Annotated in this window: 20 protein-coding genes; 11 read left to right on the forward strand and 9 right to left on the reverse strand. The window is 66.5% G+C overall.

The window, feature by feature from the left end; all coding sequences use genetic code 11:
* Positions 1-3: 3 nt before the first annotated feature.
* On the forward strand, positions 4-558 hold the full coding sequence (locus tag HPT29_RS17435) for a hydrolase (RefSeq protein WP_173945550.1): 555 nt from the start codon (positions 4-6) through the stop codon (positions 556-558).
* Here HPT29_RS17435 and HPT29_RS17440 read toward each other — a convergent pair.
* Positions 551-1,525, reverse strand: a complete 975-nt coding sequence (locus HPT29_RS17440; protein ID WP_173945551.1) for a hypothetical protein — start codon at positions 1,523-1,525, stop codon at positions 551-553. The two genes, HPT29_RS17435 and HPT29_RS17440, sit on opposite strands and share 8 nt — an antisense overlap.
* A 422-nt stretch (positions 1,526-1,947) precedes the next feature.
* Here HPT29_RS17440 and HPT29_RS17445 point away from each other — a divergent pair, with 422 nt between their 5' ends.
* Positions 1,948-2,547 carry a superoxide dismutase gene (locus HPT29_RS17445; RefSeq protein ID WP_173945552.1) on the forward strand — a complete coding sequence of 200 codons (600 nt, stop codon included), beginning with the start codon at positions 1,948-1,950 and terminating at the stop codon, positions 2,545-2,547.
* A 70-nt stretch (positions 2,548-2,617) separates the two neighbouring features.
* Positions 2,618-3,097, forward strand: coding sequence for a DUF2938 domain-containing protein (locus HPT29_RS17450; RefSeq protein WP_173945553.1), 480 nt, complete (start codon positions 2,618-2,620; stop codon positions 3,095-3,097).
* Between the two features lie 202 nt (positions 3,098-3,299).
* On the opposite strand, the gene HPT29_RS17455 is transcribed toward HPT29_RS17450, so the two are convergent.
* The gene (locus tag HPT29_RS17455; protein ID WP_173945554.1) at positions 3,300-4,145 is read right to left on the reverse strand and encodes a ChbG/HpnK family deacetylase; all 846 of its coding nucleotides are present in this window, start codon (positions 4,143-4,145) and stop codon (positions 3,300-3,302) included.
* 197 nt (positions 4,146-4,342) lie between these two features.
* Between HPT29_RS17455 and HPT29_RS17460 the strand changes: the two genes are divergently transcribed.
* From HPT29_RS17460 to HPT29_RS17480, 5 genes are all read left to right on the forward strand, one after another.
* A complete protein-coding gene (locus HPT29_RS17460) occupies positions 4,343-5,329 on the forward strand; it encodes a glycosyltransferase family 2 protein (RefSeq protein ID WP_259060131.1) in 987 nt (328 codons plus the stop codon).
* 3 nt (positions 5,330-5,332) lie between these two features.
* On the forward strand, positions 5,333-6,859 hold the full coding sequence (murJ, locus tag HPT29_RS17465) for a murein biosynthesis integral membrane protein MurJ (protein ID WP_173945555.1): 1,527 nt from the start codon (positions 5,333-5,335) through the stop codon (positions 6,857-6,859).
* 197 nt (positions 6,860-7,056) lie between these two features.
* Positions 7,057-7,476, forward strand: a complete 420-nt coding sequence (locus tag HPT29_RS17470) for a DUF5602 domain-containing protein (RefSeq protein WP_173945556.1) — start codon at positions 7,057-7,059, stop codon at positions 7,474-7,476.
* Positions 7,473-8,114: a cupredoxin domain-containing protein gene (locus tag HPT29_RS28845; RefSeq protein ID WP_259060132.1), complete on the forward strand. Its 642-nt coding sequence runs from the start codon at positions 7,473-7,475 to the stop codon at positions 8,112-8,114. Before HPT29_RS17470 ends, HPT29_RS28845 begins: the two co-directional genes overlap by 4 nt.
* Complete coding sequence (locus HPT29_RS17480; protein ID WP_173945557.1) at positions 8,080-8,781, forward strand: RNA polymerase sigma factor; 702 nt, start codon at positions 8,080-8,082, stop codon at positions 8,779-8,781. Before HPT29_RS28845 ends, HPT29_RS17480 begins: the two co-directional genes overlap by 35 nt.
* 31 nt (positions 8,782-8,812) lie before the next feature.
* Here the strand turns inward: HPT29_RS17480 and HPT29_RS17485 are convergent, their stop codons facing one another.
* From HPT29_RS17485 to HPT29_RS17495, 3 genes are all read right to left on the reverse strand, one after another.
* On the reverse strand, positions 8,813-9,991 hold the full coding sequence (locus tag HPT29_RS17485) for an adenylate/guanylate cyclase domain-containing protein (RefSeq protein WP_173945558.1): 1,179 nt from the start codon (positions 9,989-9,991) through the stop codon (positions 8,813-8,815).
* 53 nt (positions 9,992-10,044) lie between these two features.
* Positions 10,045-10,764: a DUF1194 domain-containing protein gene (locus HPT29_RS17490; RefSeq protein ID WP_173945559.1), complete on the reverse strand. Its 720-nt coding sequence runs from the start codon at positions 10,762-10,764 to the stop codon at positions 10,045-10,047.
* A 257-nt stretch (positions 10,765-11,021) separates the two neighbouring features.
* Positions 11,022-12,368, reverse strand: coding sequence for an esterase-like activity of phytase family protein (locus HPT29_RS17495; RefSeq protein WP_173945560.1), 1,347 nt, complete (start codon positions 12,366-12,368; stop codon positions 11,022-11,024).
* A gap of 280 nt (positions 12,369-12,648) precedes the next feature.
* On the opposite strand from HPT29_RS17495, the gene HPT29_RS17500 reads away from it, so the two are divergent.
* A complete protein-coding gene (locus tag HPT29_RS17500) occupies positions 12,649-14,331 on the forward strand; it encodes a methyl-accepting chemotaxis protein (protein ID WP_259060133.1) in 1,683 nt (560 codons plus the stop codon).
* A 105-nt stretch (positions 14,332-14,436) separates the two neighbouring features.
* On the opposite strand, the gene HPT29_RS17505 is transcribed toward HPT29_RS17500, so the two are convergent.
* On the reverse strand, positions 14,437-15,312 hold the full coding sequence (locus tag HPT29_RS17505; RefSeq protein WP_173945379.1) for a branched-chain amino acid aminotransferase: 876 nt from the start codon (positions 15,310-15,312) through the stop codon (positions 14,437-14,439).
* Between the two features lie 169 nt (positions 15,313-15,481).
* Here HPT29_RS17505 and HPT29_RS17510 point away from each other — a divergent pair, with 169 nt between their 5' ends.
* The gene (locus tag HPT29_RS17510) at positions 15,482-16,156 is read left to right on the forward strand and encodes a haloacid dehalogenase type II (protein ID WP_173945378.1); all 675 of its coding nucleotides are present in this window, start codon (positions 15,482-15,484) and stop codon (positions 16,154-16,156) included.
* A gap of 122 nt (positions 16,157-16,278) precedes the next feature.
* Here HPT29_RS17510 and HPT29_RS17515 read toward each other — a convergent pair whose 3' ends face one another.
* The 3 genes from HPT29_RS17515 to HPT29_RS17525 form a co-directional block, all read right to left on the reverse strand.
* Positions 16,279-17,661 carry a M20/M25/M40 family metallo-hydrolase gene (locus tag HPT29_RS17515; protein WP_173945377.1) on the reverse strand — a complete coding sequence of 461 codons (1,383 nt, stop codon included), beginning with the start codon at positions 17,659-17,661 and terminating at the stop codon, positions 16,279-16,281.
* Positions 17,662-17,746: 85 nt separating this feature from the next.
* On the reverse strand, positions 17,747-18,205 hold the full coding sequence (locus tag HPT29_RS17520) for a GNAT family N-acetyltransferase (RefSeq protein WP_173945376.1): 459 nt from the start codon (positions 18,203-18,205) through the stop codon (positions 17,747-17,749).
* Between the two features lie 23 nt (positions 18,206-18,228).
* Positions 18,229-19,767: a helicase HerA-like domain-containing protein gene (locus tag HPT29_RS17525; protein WP_173945375.1), complete on the reverse strand. Its 1,539-nt coding sequence runs from the start codon at positions 19,765-19,767 to the stop codon at positions 18,229-18,231.
* A gap of 123 nt (positions 19,768-19,890) precedes the next feature.
* Between HPT29_RS17525 and HPT29_RS17530 the strand changes: the two genes are divergently transcribed.
* Complete coding sequence (locus HPT29_RS17530; protein WP_173945374.1) at positions 19,891-20,268, forward strand: DUF2267 domain-containing protein; 378 nt, start codon at positions 19,891-19,893, stop codon at positions 20,266-20,268.
* Positions 20,269-20,422: the final 154 nt, after the last annotated feature.

A 20,422-nucleotide genomic window follows, 5' to 3' on the forward strand; every position in this document is an offset into this window, starting at 1 on the left:
CCCATGCTGCTCGACGCGAAACGCTCCCACCTTCTCGTCGTCGATCTCCAGGCCCGGCTCATGCCGGCCATTCATGATGGCGAGACCGTCCTGCGCAACGTCAACATCCTCCTGGAAGCGGCCAAGCGCCTCGACGTTCCCGTTACGGTGACCGAGCAATACCCCAAGGGCCTCGGCGCCACCGTGCCGCCGGTCCAGGAGGCGCTGCCGCCTGAAGCGGCCACCTTGTCCAAGACGAGCTTTTCCGCCGCCCGCACCGCGCCGATCGCCGAGCGGGTCGCAGACCTGCGCGGCCGCGGCCGCAATCAGCTCGTGGTCTGCGGAACCGAGGCCCATATCTGCGTGCTGCAAAGCGCCCTGGAGTTCCGAGGCACGGGCCTGGATGTCTTCGTGGTTGCGGATGCGGTGTCGAGCCGCTCGCCCCACAGCGTCGCGGCCGCCTGCGCGCGCCTGCTTCACGCGGGCTGCCATTGGGTGACGACCGAAATGGCGGTCTTCGAATGGATGGAAGCGGCCGCCACGGACGATTTCCGCGCCCTGTCTCCCCTCTTCAGGTAGCGGAGGACGAGTTCCCCTCGCCGCCTGCGGCGATGAACTCCTTCAGCTCGTCGAGGGACTTGAAGCGGAACACCCCGCTCGGGGTCTGCGCCTCGATCGAGCCGTCCGAGAACATCACGTATTTGTTGTCGCCGGAATTATAGGTTCCGACGACCACGGGAGGACGCGGCTCGTCGGAGGCGGCCTCGTCGTCCGGCTCGTCCTCCCGGGCGGCATCGGCCGCCTCGGCGTGCTCCCGGTCGGGCTCCGCGTCATCGTCGGCGACGACGGGTTCGACGACCGGCTCCTTCGGCTCCACGGGTTCGTCGAGATCGCGCGGTTCGAGGACGCGCTCGTCCAAGTCGCGCTGATTCCGATCGCGCTGATACAGATCGGCGCCGTCGACGACCCGCGGTTCCTCGTCCGTGTCGCGGTCCCGGTCCGCCAGGAGGAAGTCGGGCACCTTCAGGTCGGGCTCGTCCTCATCCCGGTCGGGCATGGGCACGGGCGTCGGGCTCGTCCGGGGCGGGAACGGCACGACGGGCTCGGTCGCCCGCGGCTCATCTGGCCAAGCCGCGACCCTGACCTCGTCCTTGGCCTCCTCCCCGGCGCCCTCCTCCTCGAAAAGTGGAAGGGTGGGCTGGGCCTCGTCGGGCCGCTTGTCCTCATCGGCTTCGGCGGTCGCCGCGCCGGCCACGAGGCCGCCGGAGAGCGTTGCCAGCGAAAGGTCGCCCGAGCCCTTCGGCGCGCTCTGAAGTGCCGCTTCGCCGACGCCGCCGCGGAGCTGCGACAGCCGGGCCTCGATCTTCGCCAGCTTCGAGACGGCGGCCGTGATCCCGAGCAGGAGCGCGCCGCTTGCCGCCATCACGCTCCCGGCGATCACCATCGTCCAGCCGCGCTCGACCAGAACGATATCCCATCCAAAGAACGCAGTGAGAAGCCCACCTACGATCATCGCCAGAGCGAGGGCCAGAAGAGCGATGATCATGCCGTCTCCATCATACGCAAACCGAGAGCATCGGACCTGACAGTGGAGGCCACTCGTCAGGCAGGGCCGATGCTCCCTCCTATCGATTGGCGGGCGGCGGAGCGTGGAAAACGGGATCCACGGGTCCGCGCAACGCGCCAGGACAATCAAGCGAAAGCTATGCTTCTATAGGCAAAAGACAACCGGCTGGGAAGCTTGAGCAGAAAAAAGTCCGGAGCTTGGCCGTTGCTCTTGGGCCTATGGCGCTTTAACTAACGCCTCAGGCGCATCGTGCGGAAATGTGGCCCCGGTTTTTCGCTGACGCGGCCCTTCGGGTCGCGTCGGGCGATGCGCAGTTCAACGCGGGGCATCGAACGAATCCCGGGAGTGATCTTCACTGTCGGGTTCGATGTTCCGGGTCGCTCAATCCAAAGGAGACGCCGATGTCGTTCACTCTGCCCGAACTGCCTTACGCCTATGATGCCCTGCAGCCCTACATGTCGAAGGAGACGCTGGAGTTTCACCACGACAAGCATCATGCGGCTTACGTCAATACCGGCAACAACCTGCTGAAGGGCACGGAATTCGAAGGCAAGAGCGTCGAGGAGGTCGTGAAAGGCTCCTACGGCAAGAACCAGGCCCTCTTCAACAATGCCGGCCAGCACTACAACCACATCCATTTCTGGCTGTGGATGAAGCCCAATGGCGGCGGCGCCATCCCGGGCAAGCTCGAGAAGAAGATCGTCGAGGACCTGGGCTCGGTCGACAAGATGAAGGAGGACTTCATCCAGGCCGGCGTCGGCCAGTTCGGCTCGGGCTGGGCCTGGCTCGCCGTCAAGGACGGCAAGATCGCCATCATGAAGACCCCGAACGGCGAGAACCCGCTCGTTCACGGCGCCCAGCCGATCCTCGGCTGCGACGTGTGGGAGCATTCCTACTACATCGACTACCGCAACCGCCGTCCCGATTATCTCAAGGCGTTCCTCGACAATCTCGTGAACTGGGAGCATGTCGAGGAGATGTTCGAGAACGCGACCAAGTAATCGCGGGAGCGAACCATCGAGCGGGCCTCTTCGGAGGCCCGTTTCATGTCCCCCCCATGGAGAGATGACCGTGACCGAGTTCCTGTACCGCTCCCTTCTGATCGGGATTGGCGCAACGGCGATTTTCGACCTGTGGGGGCTGTTCCTGAAGCACGCCTTCGGACTGCCCGGCGCCAATTGGGGCCTGGTCGGACGCTGGTTTGGCCACCTGGCCGGCGGGACCGTCTATCATGACGACATCGCGACGGCCCGCCCCCTCGCCTACGAGCGCGCCTTGGGCTGGATCGGCCATTATGCGGTCGGGGTCCTGTTCGCCGCCATCCTGCTGGCCGTCACATCCTCCGACTGGCCGCAGCGGCCGACGCTCATGCCCGCCCTCGTGGTCGGCCTGGTGACGGTCGGCGCGGGCTGGTTCCTGCTTCAGCCCGGCATGGGTGCCGGCGTCGCGGCTTCGAAGCGTCCCAATGCAAACCAGATCCGGGCTCTCAATATCGCAGGCCACGTCGTGTTCGGCCTGGGCCTCTACGCGAGCGCCCTGCTCGTTCGTTGAGCCGGTCAGGCGGCTCGAGGCGTGGAACGAGCCACTTCAGGACCCGTTTGTTGAGACCATTCCTCTTGCTTGACCGCCTGTTGTGAACAAACCTCGACGTCATGGCCGGGCTGGTCCCGGCCATCCCGATACGGTGGGGCTCAGCGCCTTTCGGATCGGGATCACCGGCACGAGGCCGGTGATGACGGGGTGAGCGGGTTTGTCAGGCCACTGAGCCTATAAGCCGCAATTCCCGCTCCTGCAGCAGCTCCGAAAACGCATCCGATTTCAGGTAGTCCAGCTCCGCCTCCCGGCTCTCCAGCGCCGGGTCGAGGGCCCGCAGCTCATCATCCACGTAGCCCGGATGGCACATGACGAGCGGATGGCCTCCGAGATGCGAGAAAGCCTCCTCGAAGACGCGTTGCGCCGGCACCGACAGGTCGAGCGGGGCGAAGCCCGAGAAGCCCTTGTTGGTCCGGAATCCCGCCGCATGGGCGCTCCGGGCGAAGCCGCGCGCCAGGGCTTTGACGGTCAGCGCCTTGCCGCGCCCGATGGGGCGGCGCAGGATCGCCGTCGCCCTGTCGGCCGGATCGCGCAGCCACACGCGTCCGGCATGGCCCCTCGCCGTCAGGGTCCGGATCAGGGCCGGCCTGATCACCGGCAGGACATGGACATGCTGGTGGCCGTCGACGAAGGCGGGCGCCTCGCCGAAGGTCTCCTCGAAGGCGTCGATCTGGCGGCCGATCTCCCCGGCGATCTCACCTGCGGGCAGCTGTCGCTTCAAGGCTTTCGGCAGCAGATCCTTCAGGGACGGGAACGTCCCCGTGGGCGCAAGCCCCGGCATGGGTCCCAGCGGCGATCCGGCCGTGAGGTTGAGGTGCAGGCCAACCGCGATCCGATCGCGCAGAGGCCTCAGGCCCGGGGCCGCCCGGCGCCAGCCGGGCATGTTGGTCATCGCGCCCGTGGCCGAGAGGCGGCCCATCCCGGCCAGTTCCACGATGCCGCGGCTGACCCCGTCGGCGAGGCCGAAATCGTCGGCGCAGAGGATGACGGAACGAGAGGAGCCCATGATCGTCCTGAGAATCGGCGATGCCGCACCCTAGAGCATCGGCCTAGAAAATGGATCCACTTTCGGGGTCGGCACGATCATGCGGCAATAGGAGACCGATCCAGCCGGCCCGCCCGTATCGAAAAATGCCCGGGGGGCCTTGAGCAAGAGCGCAAACTCGGCTCTTGATGCAGCCCGGTCATCGAAGGTTTTTTCCAGTGGCGTCGCCTCAGCTCAGCGTCATCATCCCCGTGCATAACGAGAGCGCGAACATCGCGCCCCTGTGCGAGCGCCTGCTCCCCATCCTGAACCGGATCACGTCGGTCTGGGAGGTGATCTTCGTCGACGACGGCAGCCGGGACGATACCCTGGATCGGATCAAGGCGGTCAGCCGCGCCGAGCCCCGCATCGGTGCCGTCTCCTTCAGCCGCAACTTCGGCAAGGAGATCGCCATCGCGGCGGGGCTCGACCACGCCCAGGGCGACGCGGTGGTGATCATGGACGCCGACCTGCAGCACCCGCCCGAGATGATCGAGACCTTCGTGGAGCGCTGGCGCGAGGGCTACCTCATGGTCTATGGCCAGCGCACGGACCGCTCCGACGAGACCCGCGTCAAGCGCGGCTTCGCCCATCTGTTCTACCAGCTCTTCGCCCGCTTCGGCGAGATCCCGCTGCCCGAGGGCGCCGGCGACTTCCGGCTCATCGACCGCAAGGGCGTCGAGGTGCTGCGGACCCTGGGCGAGAAGGCCCGCTTCTCCAAGGGGCTCTATGCCTGGATCGGCTTCAAGGGAACGGGCGTGCCCTTCGTGGTGGAGGAGCGACAGTACGGCACCTCGAAATGGAGCTTCCGGACGCTCTTCCGCTTCGCCTTCGACGGGATCGCGGCCTTCTCGACGGTGCCCCTGCGGATCTGGACCTATATCGGCTTCCTGATCTCGATCCTGTCGATCGCCACCGCGGTGTTCTTCATGATCCGCACCCTCCTGTTCGGCACGGACCTCCCGGGCTTTCCCAGCCTGATCGTGTCGATCATGTTCTTCTCCGGCATCCAGCTGATGTCGCTCGGTGTCGTGGGCGAATATGTCGGGCGCATCTTCGCCGAGGTGAAGCGGCGGCCGCTCTACGTGGTGGCCGAGCGGATCGGCGGCGCCGCGCAGGTCTCGAGCGGCCTCGTGCCCGAAAACTACCGCGCGCGCCGGGCCTGACCGATGTTCCGCAAGATCCTCTCCGTCGGCGGCTGGACGCTGGTTTCCCGCCTCACGGGCTTCATCCGCGACGTGGTGCTGGCGGCCGTCATGGGCATCGGGCCCGTGGCCGACGCCTTCTTCGTGGCCTTCCGCATCCCGAACCACTTCCGCGCCATCTTCGGCGAAGGCGCCTTCAACAACGCGTTCCTTCCCGCCTACGCCCAGGTGCTCGAAACCGGGGGAGAGCAGCCGGCCCGGTCGTTCGCCAGCCGCATCACGACCCTGATGCTGATCGTGCAGATCGCGCTTCTCGTCGTGGCGTTCATGGGCATGCCGTGGGTCGTGAGGCTGCTCGCCCCGGGTTTCTCCGACGAGCCGGCCAAGTTCGAGCTCGCGGTGACGCTCACGCGGATCACCTTTCCGTACCTGCTCTTCATTACGGTCGTGACGATCTATTCGGCCATCCTCAACGCCCATGACCGGTTCTGGGCGGCGGCGGCGGCTCCGATCCTGCTGAACGTCGCGATGATCGCGGGTCTGGCCCTCGTCTTCCTGTTTCCCAACGCCGGCTATGCGGTCGCCTGGGGCGTGACGGTGTCCGGCGCGCTGCAGCTCGCCATGGTCTGGTGGGACGCCCGGCGGATCGGCGCCGCGCCGGGGCTGGAGCGTCCCCGCATCGACGCGCCGATGAAGAGGTTCTTCAAGGCGCTCGGTCCCGCCGTGATCGGATCCGCGGGCGTGCAGCTCGCGATCTTTGCCGACACGATCATCGCGTCGTTCCTGCCGACGGGCTCGGTGTCCTCCCTCTACTACGCGGACCGGCTCTACCAGTTGCCTCTCGGCGTCATCGGCATTGCGGCCGGCACCGTGCTGCTGCCGGAGATGAGCCGGCGCATCGCGGCCGGCGACGAGGCGGGAGCCTATGCGGCGCAGAACCGGACCGTCGGCCTGACGCTCGCGCTCGCGGCGCCCTTCCTGGTGGCCTTCATGGTCATGCCCGAGCTCATCATGTCGGCCCTGTTCCAGCGCGGCGCCTTCGATGCGGCGGCGGCCGAACGCGCCGGCGCCGTCCTGGCGGCCTACGGGCTGGGTCTTCCCGCGGCCGTGCTGATCCGCTCGGCGGTCTCGAGCTTCTACGCCCGCTCCGACACCGCCACGCCCCTGATCGCCTCCCTCACGGCGGTCGGCGTCAACGTCGTGGTCAAGATCCTGCTCATGCGGACCTATGGGGTCGTGGGCCTGGCGCTCGGCACCGCCATCGGCGTCTGGGTCAATCTGGGACTGCTGTTCGTCCTGGCCTATCGGCGCGGCTGGACGGCGCCGAACCGCACCCTTGGCAGAACCTGCCTTGCCATTGCGGCGGCGAGCCTGCTGCTCGGCGTGTTCGCCTGGTTCGCGCCCGCGCCGCTCGCGCGGTGGACCGCTCTCCTGCCCGCCTGGCGCAACGAGATCCTGCTGGCGCTCCTCGGCGCGGCCGGGGCCCTTATCTACGGCGGCGTGCTTCTCGCCGGTCTCAAGGGGATGGGCGTTCGCCTGGCGCGGCGCTGACACCGGCATAGCGCGGGAACCTTTCCGTCGGGGATCCATCCAATCGGATGTGCCGGGACCTGCCCGGCCGGCGCATCGTGCGGAGACGTGGACCCGGATTTCCGCGAGGAACGATGCGCTCATGCAGAAGGAAGCACCGGATGGGTCCCAAAGGGCAAATCCACCTTTGGGTCCGGTGCCCGAGAGAGGATGACATCATGATCTTCCGCTTCGTTGCCGCGATTGGAATCCTGACGCTTGCCGTGCCGGCCCTGGCGGCCGACCAGGTCGAGAAGGCGCCCCCGACCGGCGCCTACAAGAAGGTGAGCGAACTCGTGAAGCTGCCCGATTTCCTGCCGGGCCTTGGACAGCTCTATGTCGACCCCAAGACCCTTCCGGCGGGCCCGTTCCTCGCCTACGACCGTCAGGGACGTCTCGTCAGCACGGTCTACATGCTTCCCATCGAGGACCTGTCGAACAAGGACAAGCGCTTCGACGATCTCGCGGCGCCCGGCGGCAAGGTCGACCACGTGGACGTCTATTTCAACGCCGGCCATCCGGGGGTCGAGAAGCCCCATGCCCATCTGGTCCTGTGGCACGTGCCCAAGGCCGACGAAACCAAGGTGGCCGGACAGTGAGCCCGTCGCGGCGGCATGTCCTGCGGATCGGCGGGGGTCTCCTCGCCGGTCTGGCATGGTCCCGCCTGGCCCGGGCGGATGAGCCGGTCGAGATCCGGATGCAGGGCCGGGCGGACGGCTCGCATGTGTGGTTCGACCCGGTCGGCCTTCACGTCGAGCCGGGCCGGACCATCCGCTGGCTCAATCTCGATCCCGGGAACTCCCATACGGCGACGGCCTACCACCCGAAGAACGACGAGCACCCGCTGCGCATCCCAGAGGGCGCGGCGCCCTGGAACTCGGATTATCTGCTTCCGCACGAGACCTTTTCGGTCACGCTCACGGTGGAGGGGTGTACGATTTCTTCTGCATCCCGCACGAACACGCCGGGATGGTCGGGCGGATCATCGTCGGGCGTCCGGGCCGCACTCCTGCGGACGGTGCCGGGACGCTCCCGGATATCGTCCTGCAGGCCTTCCCGTCGGTCGACGAGATCGTGCAGCGGGGCATCGTCCGCAGGGCGTGACCGCGATGGAGAAGACCCGGGAACCTTTGAGGCGGCCGGCCATCTAACGGCAAGACACCGGAGGCAAGACACCGGGGGCAAGACACAGGAGATCGTCCATGCCATCGAGGATCGCCGCGGCACCATCGGTTGAAGGCCTGGACGACATGGCTCTCGTCCAGCGGGCCCGGCAACGGGACGGAAGCGCCCTGCGCCTGATTATGGAGCGGCACAACCGTGGGCTCTATCGCATCGCGCGCAGCGTCCTCGGCGACGATGCCGAGGCCGAGGACGTGGTTCAGGAGGCCTATCTTCGCGCCTTCACCCACCTCGAGAGTTTCCGCGGCGAAGCCCGTCTTGCGACCTGGCTCACGCGGATCGCGCTCAACGAGGCCCTGGGCCGGCTTCGCACCCGGCGCCCTTCCGTCGAGCTGAACAAGATCGACGCCATCGACGACCAGGGGGCGGCCCGCATCATCTTCCTGCCCGGCGCCCGGCAGGAGGGCGACCCTGAAGCCGCCGCCGCCCGCGCCGAGATCCGCCGCCTCATCGAACGGGCCATCGACCGATTGCCGGACCCGTTCAGGGTCGTGTTCGTTCTGCGGGACATCGAGGAGCTGAGCGTCGAGGCGACCGCGTCCCATCTCGGCCTGCGTCCCGAGACCGTGAAGACGCGGCTTCACCGGGCCCGGCGCCTCCTCAGGCAAAGCCTCGACGAGACGCTCTCGACTGCGCTCAGCGACGCCTTTCCCTTCGCCGGAGCCCGCTGCGCGCGGATCACGCAGGCTGTTCTGGAACGACTGGACACCCTGGAAACCTGAGGATCCGTTCCGACACGCCGCCCGGACGGATTCATGCCGTCCAGACGCTGACGGGATCGAGCGTGAACAGCTCCCGCTCCGCCGCGATGCCCCGCAGCCGGTGACGGCCGAGGGACCGGAGCGCAACCGGGCTCGCCGAGGCCACGCTCTCCGAGACGATCACGGAACAGTCGAGGCTGTTGCACAGGGCCTCCATGCGGCTGACCTCGTTGACCGCAGGGCCGATCACCGTGAAGTCGAGGCGACCGGCGGCCCCGATATTGCCGTAGAACACGTCCCCGCAATGGAGCGCCACGTCGAGGCTCAGCGGCGGCTCGCCCGCATGGAGAGCGTTCACGGCCACATTGCGTTCGAGCGCCGTCCGGGCGGCCCGGATCGCGGCCGCGCAGGCCTGCTCGCGGGAGCGCTCGTCCGTGATCGGAAAGGCCGCCAGGATGCCGTCGCCCATGAACTTGAGCACCTCGCCGCCCTGCTCCGCCACCGGGTCCGCCATGGCCTCGAGATGCTGGTCGAGCCGCGCGATCAGGTCCATGCCGGCCGTGTCCGCCAGGCTCGTGAAGCCGCGCAGATCCGCGAACAGGAGCGCGGCCGTAATCGTCGTGCCGAAGCCGCGCCGGATCTCTCCGCTCAGCACCCGCCGGCCGGCCGAGAGCCCCACATAGGTGTCGAGCATCGCCACCGTCAGGTCGAAGAGCGTCATGCGGTAGGCGGCGAGGCCCAGCAGCGGCAGAAGGGAATCGATCCGTTCGACCTCCTCCGGCCGGAATCCGTCAGGGCGGTCGCTGGAAAACGACAGGCCGATCCCCCGCAGATCCGGGGCGCTCTCGTTCTCGAAGCTGAAGAGGCGCGCCAGATAATCGGTCCCGCCCTGCCGCCGCACGTCGTCGAACACGTCAAATTGAGGAGCCGCCGGATCGTCGATCAGCCAGTAGCAGCGTGTTTGCTCGGTCTGCATCATATGGTTGAACGGGCTCCGGTCGAACGCGCGGGCGTTGCGCTCGTGGGAGACGCCCTCCACCATCAGGCCGGCCGAGCGGGTCCAGACATGGGTGTAAACGCGGATCGTCGGATTGACGGTGGGCAGTGCGAGATAGACCCGGACCAGCGGCAGTCCTTCGGCCACGAGCCGTTCCGTGAAGCCGGAGAGCAATGAGCCGACATCCGCGCCGCGCAGGCCCTGTTCGATGATCCAGTCTTCGAGATTCGCCATGGCGGGCACTTTAGCATCGCGGTCAGGAATGTCTTCAAGCGGCGAGCGCCGGCTCACCGGCTGGCGTGACGGGAGGCTCCGCCCTTTCCGGCGATCTCCGTCAGAAGCTTGCGCCGCGCCGCCACCGCGAAGGGGCGGGCCTCGTCGGCGATCTCCACGAAGGAGCCGGGGCCGCCGATGACGCTCTGGCCGTAATAATCCTCGAGCGCCATGCCGCCGGGACCGCCCGGGCGGCCGCTGCCGGGGCGGCGGATCGCCAGCGCGTTGATCGTGAAGCCCTTGGCCAGCGCATCCGCCCTCGCCTGCTCGAGCGACCGGCCGTTCATGTTCGGGCCGTCGCCCGACACGTCGATGACCCTGCGGGTGCCCTCATGGGCGTTGGTCTCCACGAGGCGGACGGAGAAGTCGATGGCGTTGGAGATGGAATTGTACCCGTAGGCGCCGCGCGGCGCGCTCACGAGCCTGTCGGCAAAGGCTCTGGCGCTCGCCTCGTCGCGGATCACATGCCAGTCGACGATGAGAACCTGGGAGCTCGGCCCGCCCCATTCCATGAAGGCGACCGCGATGGCCCCGAGAGGGCCATCCTTGATGCCGGCGAGCACGTCGGGATTGGTGAGCGCATCGGCCCAGCCCCGGCGCTGCAGGCGCAATTCCTCGTCGTCGATGGAGCCCGATCCGTCGGCCGCGAAGACCAGCTCCAGATCGACCGGCTCCGCCAGGGCCGGCGCGGTCAGAAGGCCGAGGGCGACAAGGCTATTAAGAAGACAACGCATCGATGGCTCCAGGATCGGGCACGATGCTGGAGCCATTTAGGGCACTCCGACGGGGAGACGGCCCGACGGGCCGATCACAAGTTTGTTGGCGCCTCTCCCATGATGGTCGACGCCCTTCCCCGTCATGGCCGGGCTTGTCCCGGCCATCCCGATCGGAAGAGCACCGCGCCTCAAGCAGTCGAGTTCACCGGCACAGGGCCGGTGATGACGGGAGAGGGTCAGAACCGGCATCGAAGTCTGGTGATCACACGAGACACTCACCGGGCCTTCAGCAGGTCCGCCACGTCGAGCAGGACGAACTCGTTGTCGTCCTGCCGGGTGGGCTCGCGGCTCGACGAGAACGGCAGGTTGTTGTCGTTGCCCACGACGATGTGCCGCTCGTCGACCACGTCCACGTTCTCGATGGTGAAGAACGGGAAGGTCAGCATGGTGTCGTTGAGGGGCTTTCTCGCCTTCTTGTCCGGATCGGCGATCTGCATGAGATCGGTGGTGCCGATCTTGCGGACCGGGCCGTTCACGGTGGCGTCCGACAGCTCGATCTTCACGATGCGCTTGAACTTCGCCGGCTCCTGGAAGCAGTCGGGACGCTTCTCGCCCTGCGGGCAGGCCCTATCGGCCGTGCCTTCGCCGTTGTCGCGCTCGATGACGAGGCCCGTGGTGCCGTCGATCATGTTGAAGTCGCCGATCGCGAGACCATTCTGGTCGAGCACGTATTTCCAGTGCCGGCCGGTCCACTTCTCGCCCGCCACGTCGAATTCGAGGATGCGCAGGTATTCGCGCCCGTCGATGGTCTCCCACTGCTTCTTGTCGGCATCCCACACGGGACCTTCGAGAAGCGCGTAGAGGAACTGGCCGTCCTTCGAGGCCGCCATCCCCTCGTAGCCCTTCGAGCGGCGCACGTTGAAGCTGACGGTCGCGTTGGGAGCCGCAGGTGTCGTCACGGCATAATGATCGGGCGAGCGCGCCGGCTTGCCGTCGACCAGCGTCTCGTAGACGGCCTGGACCTTGCCGGAGCGGTCGGCCTTGATCAGATAGGGGCCGAACTCGTCGCCGATCCAGATCGTGTCGCCGATGGGCTGGAAGCTTTCGGTGTCGAAATCGGAGCCCGTCAGATAGCGCTTCTCCGTCGCCTCGTTGGCGATGCGGAATGGCACCTTCCTGTCGGGATCGTGCAGGAACACGGTCTCGAGACGCTCGACCGAGCCCTTGGTCCAGTCGATCCGGTGGCGGTTGAGATAGAGCATGGAATCCGGCGACGTGGCCCTGGAGCCGAAGCCGTTATCCGTGATGACCCAGAACGTGCCGTCGCCGTTCGACTTGATGCCGGAATGGCCCTGGAGCGGCTGTCCGCGGAACGGCAGCTTCACGCCGGTCGGGCGATCGCCCGAGGTGCCCTCGATGGATCCGAGCGCCTCGACGCGCTTGCCCGCAGTGAACTTGCCCGAGACCTTCAGATCGGCCGGGGCATCCGCCGGAGCGTCGACGAAGCTCAGGGCGGGCAGGATGGCATGGCCGGCGAGAACAGCCGGAAATTGCTGCTGCGCATGGGCGCTTGTGCCGAGCAGCACGGCCAGCGGCAGGGCCGCGAGAAGACGGACGGACATGGTGAGAACCTCGTTGGCTTGTTCGAGCGAGGCTGCTCATGCAGGAGCCGCATGTCTGCCCGTTAACACTTCGGCGACAGGTTCATGACGCCGGGATGTCGTCCCGGCTTCCTGCCGAAGCGGAATGTCCTGATTCGTCGGGTGGCCGATCGTGTTCTGCGTCGACCCGGTGTCGGAAATTGCGTCATGGATCCGTCAAACACGGTTAACCGGATGTTTCACAATGCGTGAAATATTGTCCTGCGAGGGCAAATTATTCTCACGGGGCAGAACGGTGTCATTGTCACTACGATCCGGGTCCATCAGGACCAAGCTATTTCTCAATTTCGGCGTTCTGGCGCTGCTGATCGTCTGCGCGGTCGGCGGCGGCTGGTTCGGAACGCAGTCGATGCACGATTCCATCGGCAGGATCTATGCGGACCGCGTGGTCCCCTTGCGGGACCTGAAGGTCGTGGCCGATCTCTACGCGGTGAACATCGTGGACACCTCGCACAAGGTGCGCAACGACAACATGGGATGGGCCGATGCCCTGAAGGGCGTCGAGGTCGCGAAGACGGACATCGCCAAGCACTGGGCCGCCTACAAGGCGGCGGTCGACGATCCGGCCGAGAAGAAGGCGGCCCAGGACGCCGAGGCGCTGATGAGGAAAGCCGATGCCGCGGTCGAGAAGCTCGTCGGGTTCCTCAAGGAGGAGGACAAGGTCAGCCTGACGTTCTTCACGATGACCGATCTCTATGCCGCCATCGATCCCGTGTCAGACGCCATCGGGAAACTGGTGAACGTCCAGCTCGAATCGGCCAAGGCCCGCGCCGATGCGGCGGACGGCCTGTTCGGGACCATCGCCATCGCGTTCATGGCGGTCGTTGCCCTCGGCGTGGTCGCGCTCGCGGTGGGAGGCTGGTCGGTCGTCGCCGGCGTGTCCCGCCCGCTGACCCGCATCACCGAGCAGATGCAGGACCTGGCCGGCGGCAACCTCGCCGTTCAGGTCACGGATGCCCATCGCAGGAACGAGATCGGCACGCTCGCCCGGGTGCTGCAGGTGTTCAAGGATGCCCTCATCGCAAAGCAGGACGCGGATGCAACCGCGTCGCGCGAGGCGGATGCCCGCATGCGCCGGGCCGAGGTGCTCGACCAGCTCACCCGCCGCTTCGACGCCACGGTCTCGGCCCTGACGCAGGGGCTGTCCTCAGCGGCCACCGAGATGGAGGCCACCGCCCAGACCATGTCGTCAGGGGTCGATCAGGCCGCCGATCAGCTGGTCACCGTGTCGTCGGCCGCCCAGCAGACCTCGTCGAACGTGCAGACGGTGGCGGCCGCCACCGAGGAGCTGTCGATCTCGATCCGCGAGATCGCCAGCCAGGTCAGCCAGTCCTCGGCCGTGGCCGAGCGCGCCGTGGCCGGCACCCAGCGCACCAGCGCCACCGTCCAGGAGCTCGCCGCCTCGGCCGAGAAGATCGGCAACGTGGTGCAGCTGATCAACACGATTGCAGGCCAGACCAACCTGCTGGCGCTCAACGCCACCATCGAGGCGGCCCGGGCCGGCGAGGCCGGCAAGGGCTTTGCCGTGGTGGCGAGCGAGGTCAAGGACCTGGCCACGCAGACCGCCCGGGCCACCGAGGAGATCTCGCAGCAGATCGCCTCGGTCCAGCAGGCGACCGGCCAGACGGTAACGGCGATCCAGGAGATCGCCCGCACCATCACCGAGATGAGCCAGATCTCGACCTCGATCGCCGCTGCCATGGAGGAGCAGGGCGCCGCGACCGCCGAGATCGCCCGCAACGTTCAGGAAGCGGCGCGGGGCACCGAGCAGGTCACCGGCAACATCGTGGGCGTGCAGCACGCCGCCCAGGAGAACGGCGCCGCGGCCTCGCAAGTGCTGGGCGTGGCGCAGGAACTCGCCCGTCACTCGGAAGACCTCGGCCGCGAGGTGTCCAGCTTCCTGCACGACGTCAAGGCGGCCTGAGCCTGAAGTCGGCACGGCCTGAACAGGATGGGCCCGGGACGCTTTTCCAGCGTCCCGGGCCCATTGTTTTTTCACCATGTGCCGCCCGTGCGCGCGGGCATGATCTCAGGCAGCCTTCAGGAGACCCTTGTCGTGAGCGAAGGCCCAGTAGAGCTCGCGCGCCCGGCGGTAGAACGGGCCGGGCTGGAGATCGCGACTGTCGATGCGCAGCACCGGCATCACCTTCGAGTAGTTGCCCGAAATGAAGATCTCGTCGGCGCTGGCGAAATCCTCGTAGCGCAGCGTGCCTTCGACCACCTGCGCACCGTCGTCGCGCAGGAGCTGGATCACGCGCTGGCGGGTGATGCCGTTCAGGAACGTGCCGTTCGGATACGGCGTATAGACCACCCCGTCCTTGGCCATGAACACGTTGGACGTGCCAGTCTCGGCGATGTTGCCGAGGGCGTCGCACACGAGGGCGTTGTCGAAGCCCTTCTCCTTGGCCTCGCGCAGCACGCGCGCGTTGTTGGGGTAGAGCGCGCCGGCCTTCGCGTCGGTCGGCATCGACTCGAGGGTCGGCCTGCGGAAGCTCGATTTCATCACCGAGAGCCCGCCCGGCACCGGCATCGGCGCCTCGAAGAGCGAAAGGCAGAACTGGGTCGATTCCGGATCCGGCGCGATGGTGGCCAGGCCCTCGGCTTCGCCCCAGTACATGGGCTTCACGTAGAGGGCGGTGCCCGGTGCGAACTTCTTCACGCCCTCGCGCACGAGGTCGAGCATGGCATCGACGTCGACGGTCGGCTTGAGGCCGATGGTGGGGGCCGAGCGGTTCACGCGCGCGCAATGCCGGTCGAGATCGGGCGCGACACCCTCGAACACCCGTGCCCCGTCGAACACGGACGAGCCGAGCCAGGATACGTGCGACCGGGGCCCGATCAGGGGCGGATTGCCCTCATGCCACGCACCGTTGAACCAGTTCCACGTCTGCGAATGCCAAGCCACTTGTCTCAATCCTTTTAGGTCAGAAAGCCTGCCGCATCGAATCCCTTGCGGAGGTTCCCGTCAATCGTTCCTTCGGCCATAGGGACATCAAGACTTGTGATGGATTTCATGAGGAGGACTGATCATTGGTCGGATTGCCATCGGGCGCGGCCGGTGCAACCCTTGCGTCATGTCCCCGACGATCCTCCCGCCCGCCGCCAAGGCCGTCATCTTCGACGCTTACGGAACCCTGTTCGACGTGCATTCGGCCGTCGCCCGCCATTCCGCCGCGATCGGACCGGACGCGACGCGCTTCTCCGAGATCTGGCGCGCCAAGCAGCTCGAATATTCCTGGGTGCTGTCGCTGGCCCGACGCTACGAGCCTTTCTGGACCCTGACCGAGGCGGCGCTCGACTATGCCTTTGCGTGCTTTCCCCAGGTCGACCGGTCGCTCAGGCCGCTCCTGCTGGACGCCTATCGCCGTCTCGATGCCTATCCCGACGCCCGGGACACGCTCCGTGCTCTGCGCGGCCGCGGTCTCAGGACCGGTATCCTGTCGAACGGGGATCCCGGCATGCTGGACGCGGCCGTTACGTCGGCCGGTCTGACCGGAGATCTCGACACAGTGCTGTCGGTCGATGCCGCGGGAGTGTTCAAGACCAGCCCGCGCACTTACGATCTCGTCCTTCAGGGCCTGTCGGTGGCCGCCAGCGAGGTCGTCTTCGTGTCCTCGAACCGCTGGGACATCGCCGGTGCCGCGGCATTCGGTTTTCATGCGGTCTGGGTCAACCGGCTCGGGCTGCCGGACGAGTACGTGGAACTCGCGCCGAGCGCAGTGATCGGGTCGCTCGGCGAGCTGGTTTGAAACGCCGTCATGGCCGGGCCTGTCCCGGCCATCCCAATGAGAAGGGCGCTTCGCTCCATAAAAGCTGGATCACCGGCACAAGGCCGGTGATGACGCGTGCGGAGCACAGAGCCTAAAGCGACTTACCTCGCCAATGCCGCCAGGATTCGCGCCCACGAGCGGGTGCCTTTGTGGAAGCTCTTGAGATCGTATTTCTCGTTCGGCGAGTGGATGCGGTCGTCGTCGAGGCCGAAGCCCACGAAGAGCGTATCGAGGCCGAGCGTGCGCTTGAAATCACCGCCGACCGGGATCGACCCGCCCATGCCGATGACGATGGGATCCTTCTGCCATTCGTCGTGCAGCGCCGACTTCGCCGCCGTGATGGCCGGGAAATCGTGCGGCAGGGCGAGAGCGCGCGAGCCCTTGTGCTTGATGAACTCCACCGAGCAGTCGGACGGGATGCGCTCCCGCACGAAGGCCTGGAAATTCTCGGAGATCAGGGCCGGGTCCTGGTCGCCCACGAGGCGGAACGAGACCTTGCAGCGGGCTTCCGACGCGATCACCGTCTTGGTGCCCTCGCCCGTATACCCGCCGATGATTCCGTTCACGTCGCAGGTCGGGCGCGACTGGATCTGCTCGATGAGCATGCGGCCCGTCTCGCCGGCGGAATGCTTCAGGCCGACCTGGCCGAGGAACTCCTCCTCGGTGAGGTTGAGGCCCTTCCACTGCTCGAGCACCTGCGTGGGCGTTTCCGGCACGCCCTCGTAGAAATCGGGAATCGTGATGCGGCCGTTGTCGTCGTGAATGGCCGCGATGATCTTGGAGAGCACATGGATCGGGTTGCGCGCCGCGCCGCCGAACGAGCCGGAATGCAGATCGCGGTCCGCGCAGCGCACGATCACTTCCTCGTAGACCATGCCGCGCAGGGACGACGTGATGGCGGGCGTATCCTGGTCCCACATGCCCGTGTCGCAGACGAGCGCCACGTCGGCCTTCAGCTCGTCCTTGTTGGCCACGATGAACTCGGGCAGGAACTTGGAGCCGTCCTCCTCCGCGCCCTCGACGAGGAACGTGACGGTGATCGGCAGCGAACCGGTCACGGCCTTCCAGGCCCGGCACGCTTCGACGAAGGTCATCACCTGGCCCTTGTCGTCGGCCGAGCCGCGGGCGCTGATGGCCTTGCGGCCGTCGGGAAGCGTGATGATACGCGGCTCGAAGGGCGGCCTCTCCCAGAGGTCCAGCGGATCAACCGGCTGCACGTCGTAATGGCCGTAGAAGAGCACGTGCAGTTTCCCCTCCCCGCCCGCATGGCCGAGCACCACCGGATGGCCGCCGGTCTCGCGCAGGGAGGCTTCGACGCCGAGGCCCTTCAGTTCGTCGACGAGCCACTGGCCGGCTTTGCGGCAATGGTCCTTGTAGGCCGGATCGGTGGAGATGGACGGCACTTTCAGCCACTGGAACAGGCGGTCGAGCGACGCGTCGAGATCGGAATCGATACGCTGCAGAACTTGGTCGAGCTGGGACATGGAAAACATCTGCCTTGGTGACGGGGTCGCCCCAAGACGTACTCTCATCCCCCGGGTGATCGCAAGTACGGGTTGCCGGTCTGAATCAGGAGACGAGCGGCTTCGTCATGTAGACCCGGCGGAAGCCCTTCTCCTGTGCGCGATGGGTTTCGACGAATCCCAGGCGCTCGTAGAGACGGATGTTCTCGCTCATCGCCTCGTTCGTGTAGAGCCGAACAGCTTTCAATCCCCGTTCGATGGCGAGCCTCTCGGCAAAGGCGATCAGCAGACGTCCGTACCCGCGCCCCTGCGCGTCCGGACTGACCGCCACATTGTCGAGAAGCATGGTGTCCGGTTCCGGAATCAGAACGAGCACCCCAAGAATCCTGCCCTCGCCGACGAGGACATGGACCGACCGCGTCTCGATCAGGGCGGAATAATCGTCGCTCATCGGGCCGGGCTTCTGCCCGATGAGCGGGATATAGCCCGCATAGGTGGACTGGACGATCGCCTCGACATCGGCGAGATCCCTAGGCACCGCGAGGCGAATGATCTGCGTCGTCATGCCAATCGCGACACGAACTGGCGTTAGCGTCTCAGCAACCCGCCCAGGGTGCCGCGCACGATGGCGCGTCCGATGGAGCTGCCCTGACGGCCGCCGATGGACTTGCCGATCTCGGCCGCGAGATTGCCCACGGTCTGGTTGACGATGGTGCGCGTCACCTCGCGGGTCACGCGCTGCGTCACGGTCATGGATCCCTTGCGCTGGCCGGTCGTTCCGAAGAGGCCGCCGAGCATGTCCAGGATGCCGCCTCCCCCTTCGGCCGCCTTGGCTTCGGCCGCCGCCTGCTCGGCGCGCTTGGCGAGCATCTCGTAGGCGGATTCCGGATCGACCGCCTGGTCGTATTTGCCCCGCAAGGGGCTTGAAGCCACGATCTGCTGGCGCTCGGACAACGCGATCGGCCCGACCTGCGCCATGGGCGGGGCGATCAGCGTGCGCTCCACCATGGACGGCGACCCCTTGCCCTCCAGGGTCGACACCAGGGCTTCGCCGACACCGAGCTCGGTGATGGCCTTCTCGGTGTCGAAGGCGGGGTTCTGCCGGAACGTTTGCGCCGCAACCCGCACGGCCTTCTGCTCGCGCGGCGTATAGGCGCGCAGCGCGTGCTGCACCCGGTTGCCGAGCTGTGCGAGGACGCTCTCGGGAACGTCGACCGGGTTCTGCGTGATGAAATACACGCCCACGCCCTTGGAGCGGATCAGGCGCACGACGCGCTCGACGGTGTCGACGAGGGCCTTCGGGGCATCGTTGAACAGAAGATGCGCCTCGTCGAAGAAGAACACGAGCTTGGGCTGATCGAGGTCGCCCACCTCCGGCAGCTCCTCGAACAGTTCGGACATCAGCCACAGGAGGAAGGTGGCGTAGAGGCGCGGATTGCTCATGAGCTTGTCGGCCGCCAGGATGTTGACGACGCCCCGCCCGTCACGGTCGTGTCGCATCAGGTCCTTGATGTCGAGGGCCGGCTCGCCGAGGAATTCGTCGCCCTGCTGGTTCTCGAGCACGAGAAGCTGGCGCTGGATCGTCCCGATGGTGGCTTTCGACACGTTGCCGTAGGTAGTGGTGAGCTCGCCCGCATTGTCGGAGATGAGCTGCAGCAGCGCCCTTAGATCCTTCAGGTCGAGCAGCAGCAATCCCTGCTCGTCGGCGATGCGGAACGCGATGTTGAGCACGCCCTCCTGAGTGTCGTTGAGGTCGAGGAGGCGCGAGAGGAGCAGCGGCCCCATCTCGGAGATCGTCGCCCGCACCCGATGCCCCTGCTCGCCGAACAGGTCCCAGAACACGACCGGAAACTTGTCGGGCGCGTAATCGATGCCGATCTCCTGGGCCCGCTTGACCAGGGGTTCCTTGCCGGTGCCGGGCGCCGCCATGCCGGAGAGATCGCCCTTGATGTCGGCCGCGAAGACCGGAACGCCCGCATTGGAGAAGCCTTCCGCCAACACCTGGAGCGAGACGGTCTTGCCCGTGCCGGTGGCGCCCGTGACCAGGCCGTGCCGGTTGGCAAGCCGCAGCTCCAGATATTCCGGCTTGGTGCTTTTGCCGATGAAGATCTTCCCGTCTTCGAGCATCGAGTCTCTCCCGTATCCTCCCAAGGATCTTAGATAGACCGTGGCGAGTTTCCACTGTCGGGTTTCTTGATTTAATGGTTTAGTTGTGAACTAACGACCCGGTTCCAGTCTCAGGAGAATCAGATGGAAGAACTCATCGCTCGCGTGACCCAGAAGACCGGCCTCGACCAGGCGACCGCCCGGAAGGCCATCGGGATCATCCTGGGCTACCTTCAGAAGGAAGGGCCGCAGAACGAGGTCAACCAGCTGATCGGAGCCCTGCCGGGCGCCCAGGAAGCCATCGAGGAGACGAAGAGCGGCGGCGGCGGCCTCATGGGCATGGTGGGCTCCATGGGCGGCGGCGTGATGGCGCTCGGCGGCCAGCTCATGGGCGTCGGCGTCTCCATGGGCCAGATGCAGCCCTTGGGCAAGGAACTTTTCGCCTATGGCCGCGAAAAGGCCGGCGAGGACGTGATGGGCCCCATCGTCGGCTCGATCCCCGGCCTGTCGCAGTTCGTATGACGCTGCCTCTTCGTCATCACCGGCCCTGTGCCGGTGATGACGACGGACCAGGGCGTAGCGCTCCACATCATCGAGATGGCCGGCACGAGGCCGGCCATGACAAGGCGGAGGCGACTCCGCATCTTCATCGTCCTTTTGGGCATTCCCACCACCG

This window comes from Microvirga terrae (assembly GCF_013307435.2).
Classification (GTDB): domain Bacteria; phylum Pseudomonadota; class Alphaproteobacteria; order Rhizobiales; family Beijerinckiaceae; genus Microvirga; species Microvirga terrae.

Bases quoted from the DNA above. Each gene is read 5' to 3' on its own strand.
- HPT29_RS17490 (WP_173945559.1), bottom strand. From the start codon at position 10,764: ATGCGTTGTCTTCTTAATAGCCTTGTCGCCCTCGGCCTTCTGACCGCG.
- HPT29_RS17525 (WP_173945375.1), bottom strand. From the start codon at position 19,767: ATGCTCGAAGACGGGAAGATCTTCATCGGCAAAAGCACCAAGCCGGAA.
- HPT29_RS17520 (WP_173945376.1), bottom strand. From the start codon at position 18,205: ATGACGACGCAGATCATTCGCCTCGCGGTGCCTAGGGATCTCGCCGAT.
- HPT29_RS17480 (WP_173945557.1), top strand. From the start codon at position 8,080: ATGCCATCGAGGATCGCCGCGGCACCATCGGTTGAAGGCCTGGACGAC.
- HPT29_RS17440 (WP_173945551.1), bottom strand. From the start codon at position 1,525: ATGATCATCGCTCTTCTGGCCCTCGCTCTGGCGATGATCGTAGGTGGG.
- murJ (WP_173945555.1), top strand. From the start codon at position 5,333: ATGTTCCGCAAGATCCTCTCCGTCGGCGGCTGGACGCTGGTTTCCCGC.
- HPT29_RS17510 (WP_173945378.1), top strand. From the start codon at position 15,482: ATGTCCCCGACGATCCTCCCGCCCGCCGCCAAGGCCGTCATCTTCGAC.
- HPT29_RS17455 (WP_173945554.1), bottom strand. From the start codon at position 4,145: ATGGGCTCCTCTCGTTCCGTCATCCTCTGCGCCGACGATTTCGGCCTC.
- HPT29_RS17495 (WP_173945560.1), bottom strand. From the start codon at position 12,368: ATGTCCGTCCGTCTTCTCGCGGCCCTGCCGCTGGCCGTGCTGCTCGGC.
- HPT29_RS17445 (WP_173945552.1), top strand. From the start codon at position 1,948: ATGTCGTTCACTCTGCCCGAACTGCCTTACGCCTATGATGCCCTGCAG.
- HPT29_RS17515 (WP_173945377.1), bottom strand. From the start codon at position 17,661: ATGTCCCAGCTCGACCAAGTTCTGCAGCGTATCGATTCCGATCTCGAC.
- HPT29_RS17530 (WP_173945374.1), top strand. From the start codon at position 19,891: ATGGAAGAACTCATCGCTCGCGTGACCCAGAAGACCGGCCTCGACCAG.
- HPT29_RS17470 (WP_173945556.1), top strand. From the start codon at position 7,057: ATGATCTTCCGCTTCGTTGCCGCGATTGGAATCCTGACGCTTGCCGTG.
- HPT29_RS17485 (WP_173945558.1), bottom strand. From the start codon at position 9,991: ATGGCGAATCTCGAAGACTGGATCATCGAACAGGGCCTGCGCGGCGCG.
- HPT29_RS17435 (WP_173945550.1), top strand. From the start codon at position 4: ATGCTGCTCGACGCGAAACGCTCCCACCTTCTCGTCGTCGATCTCCAG.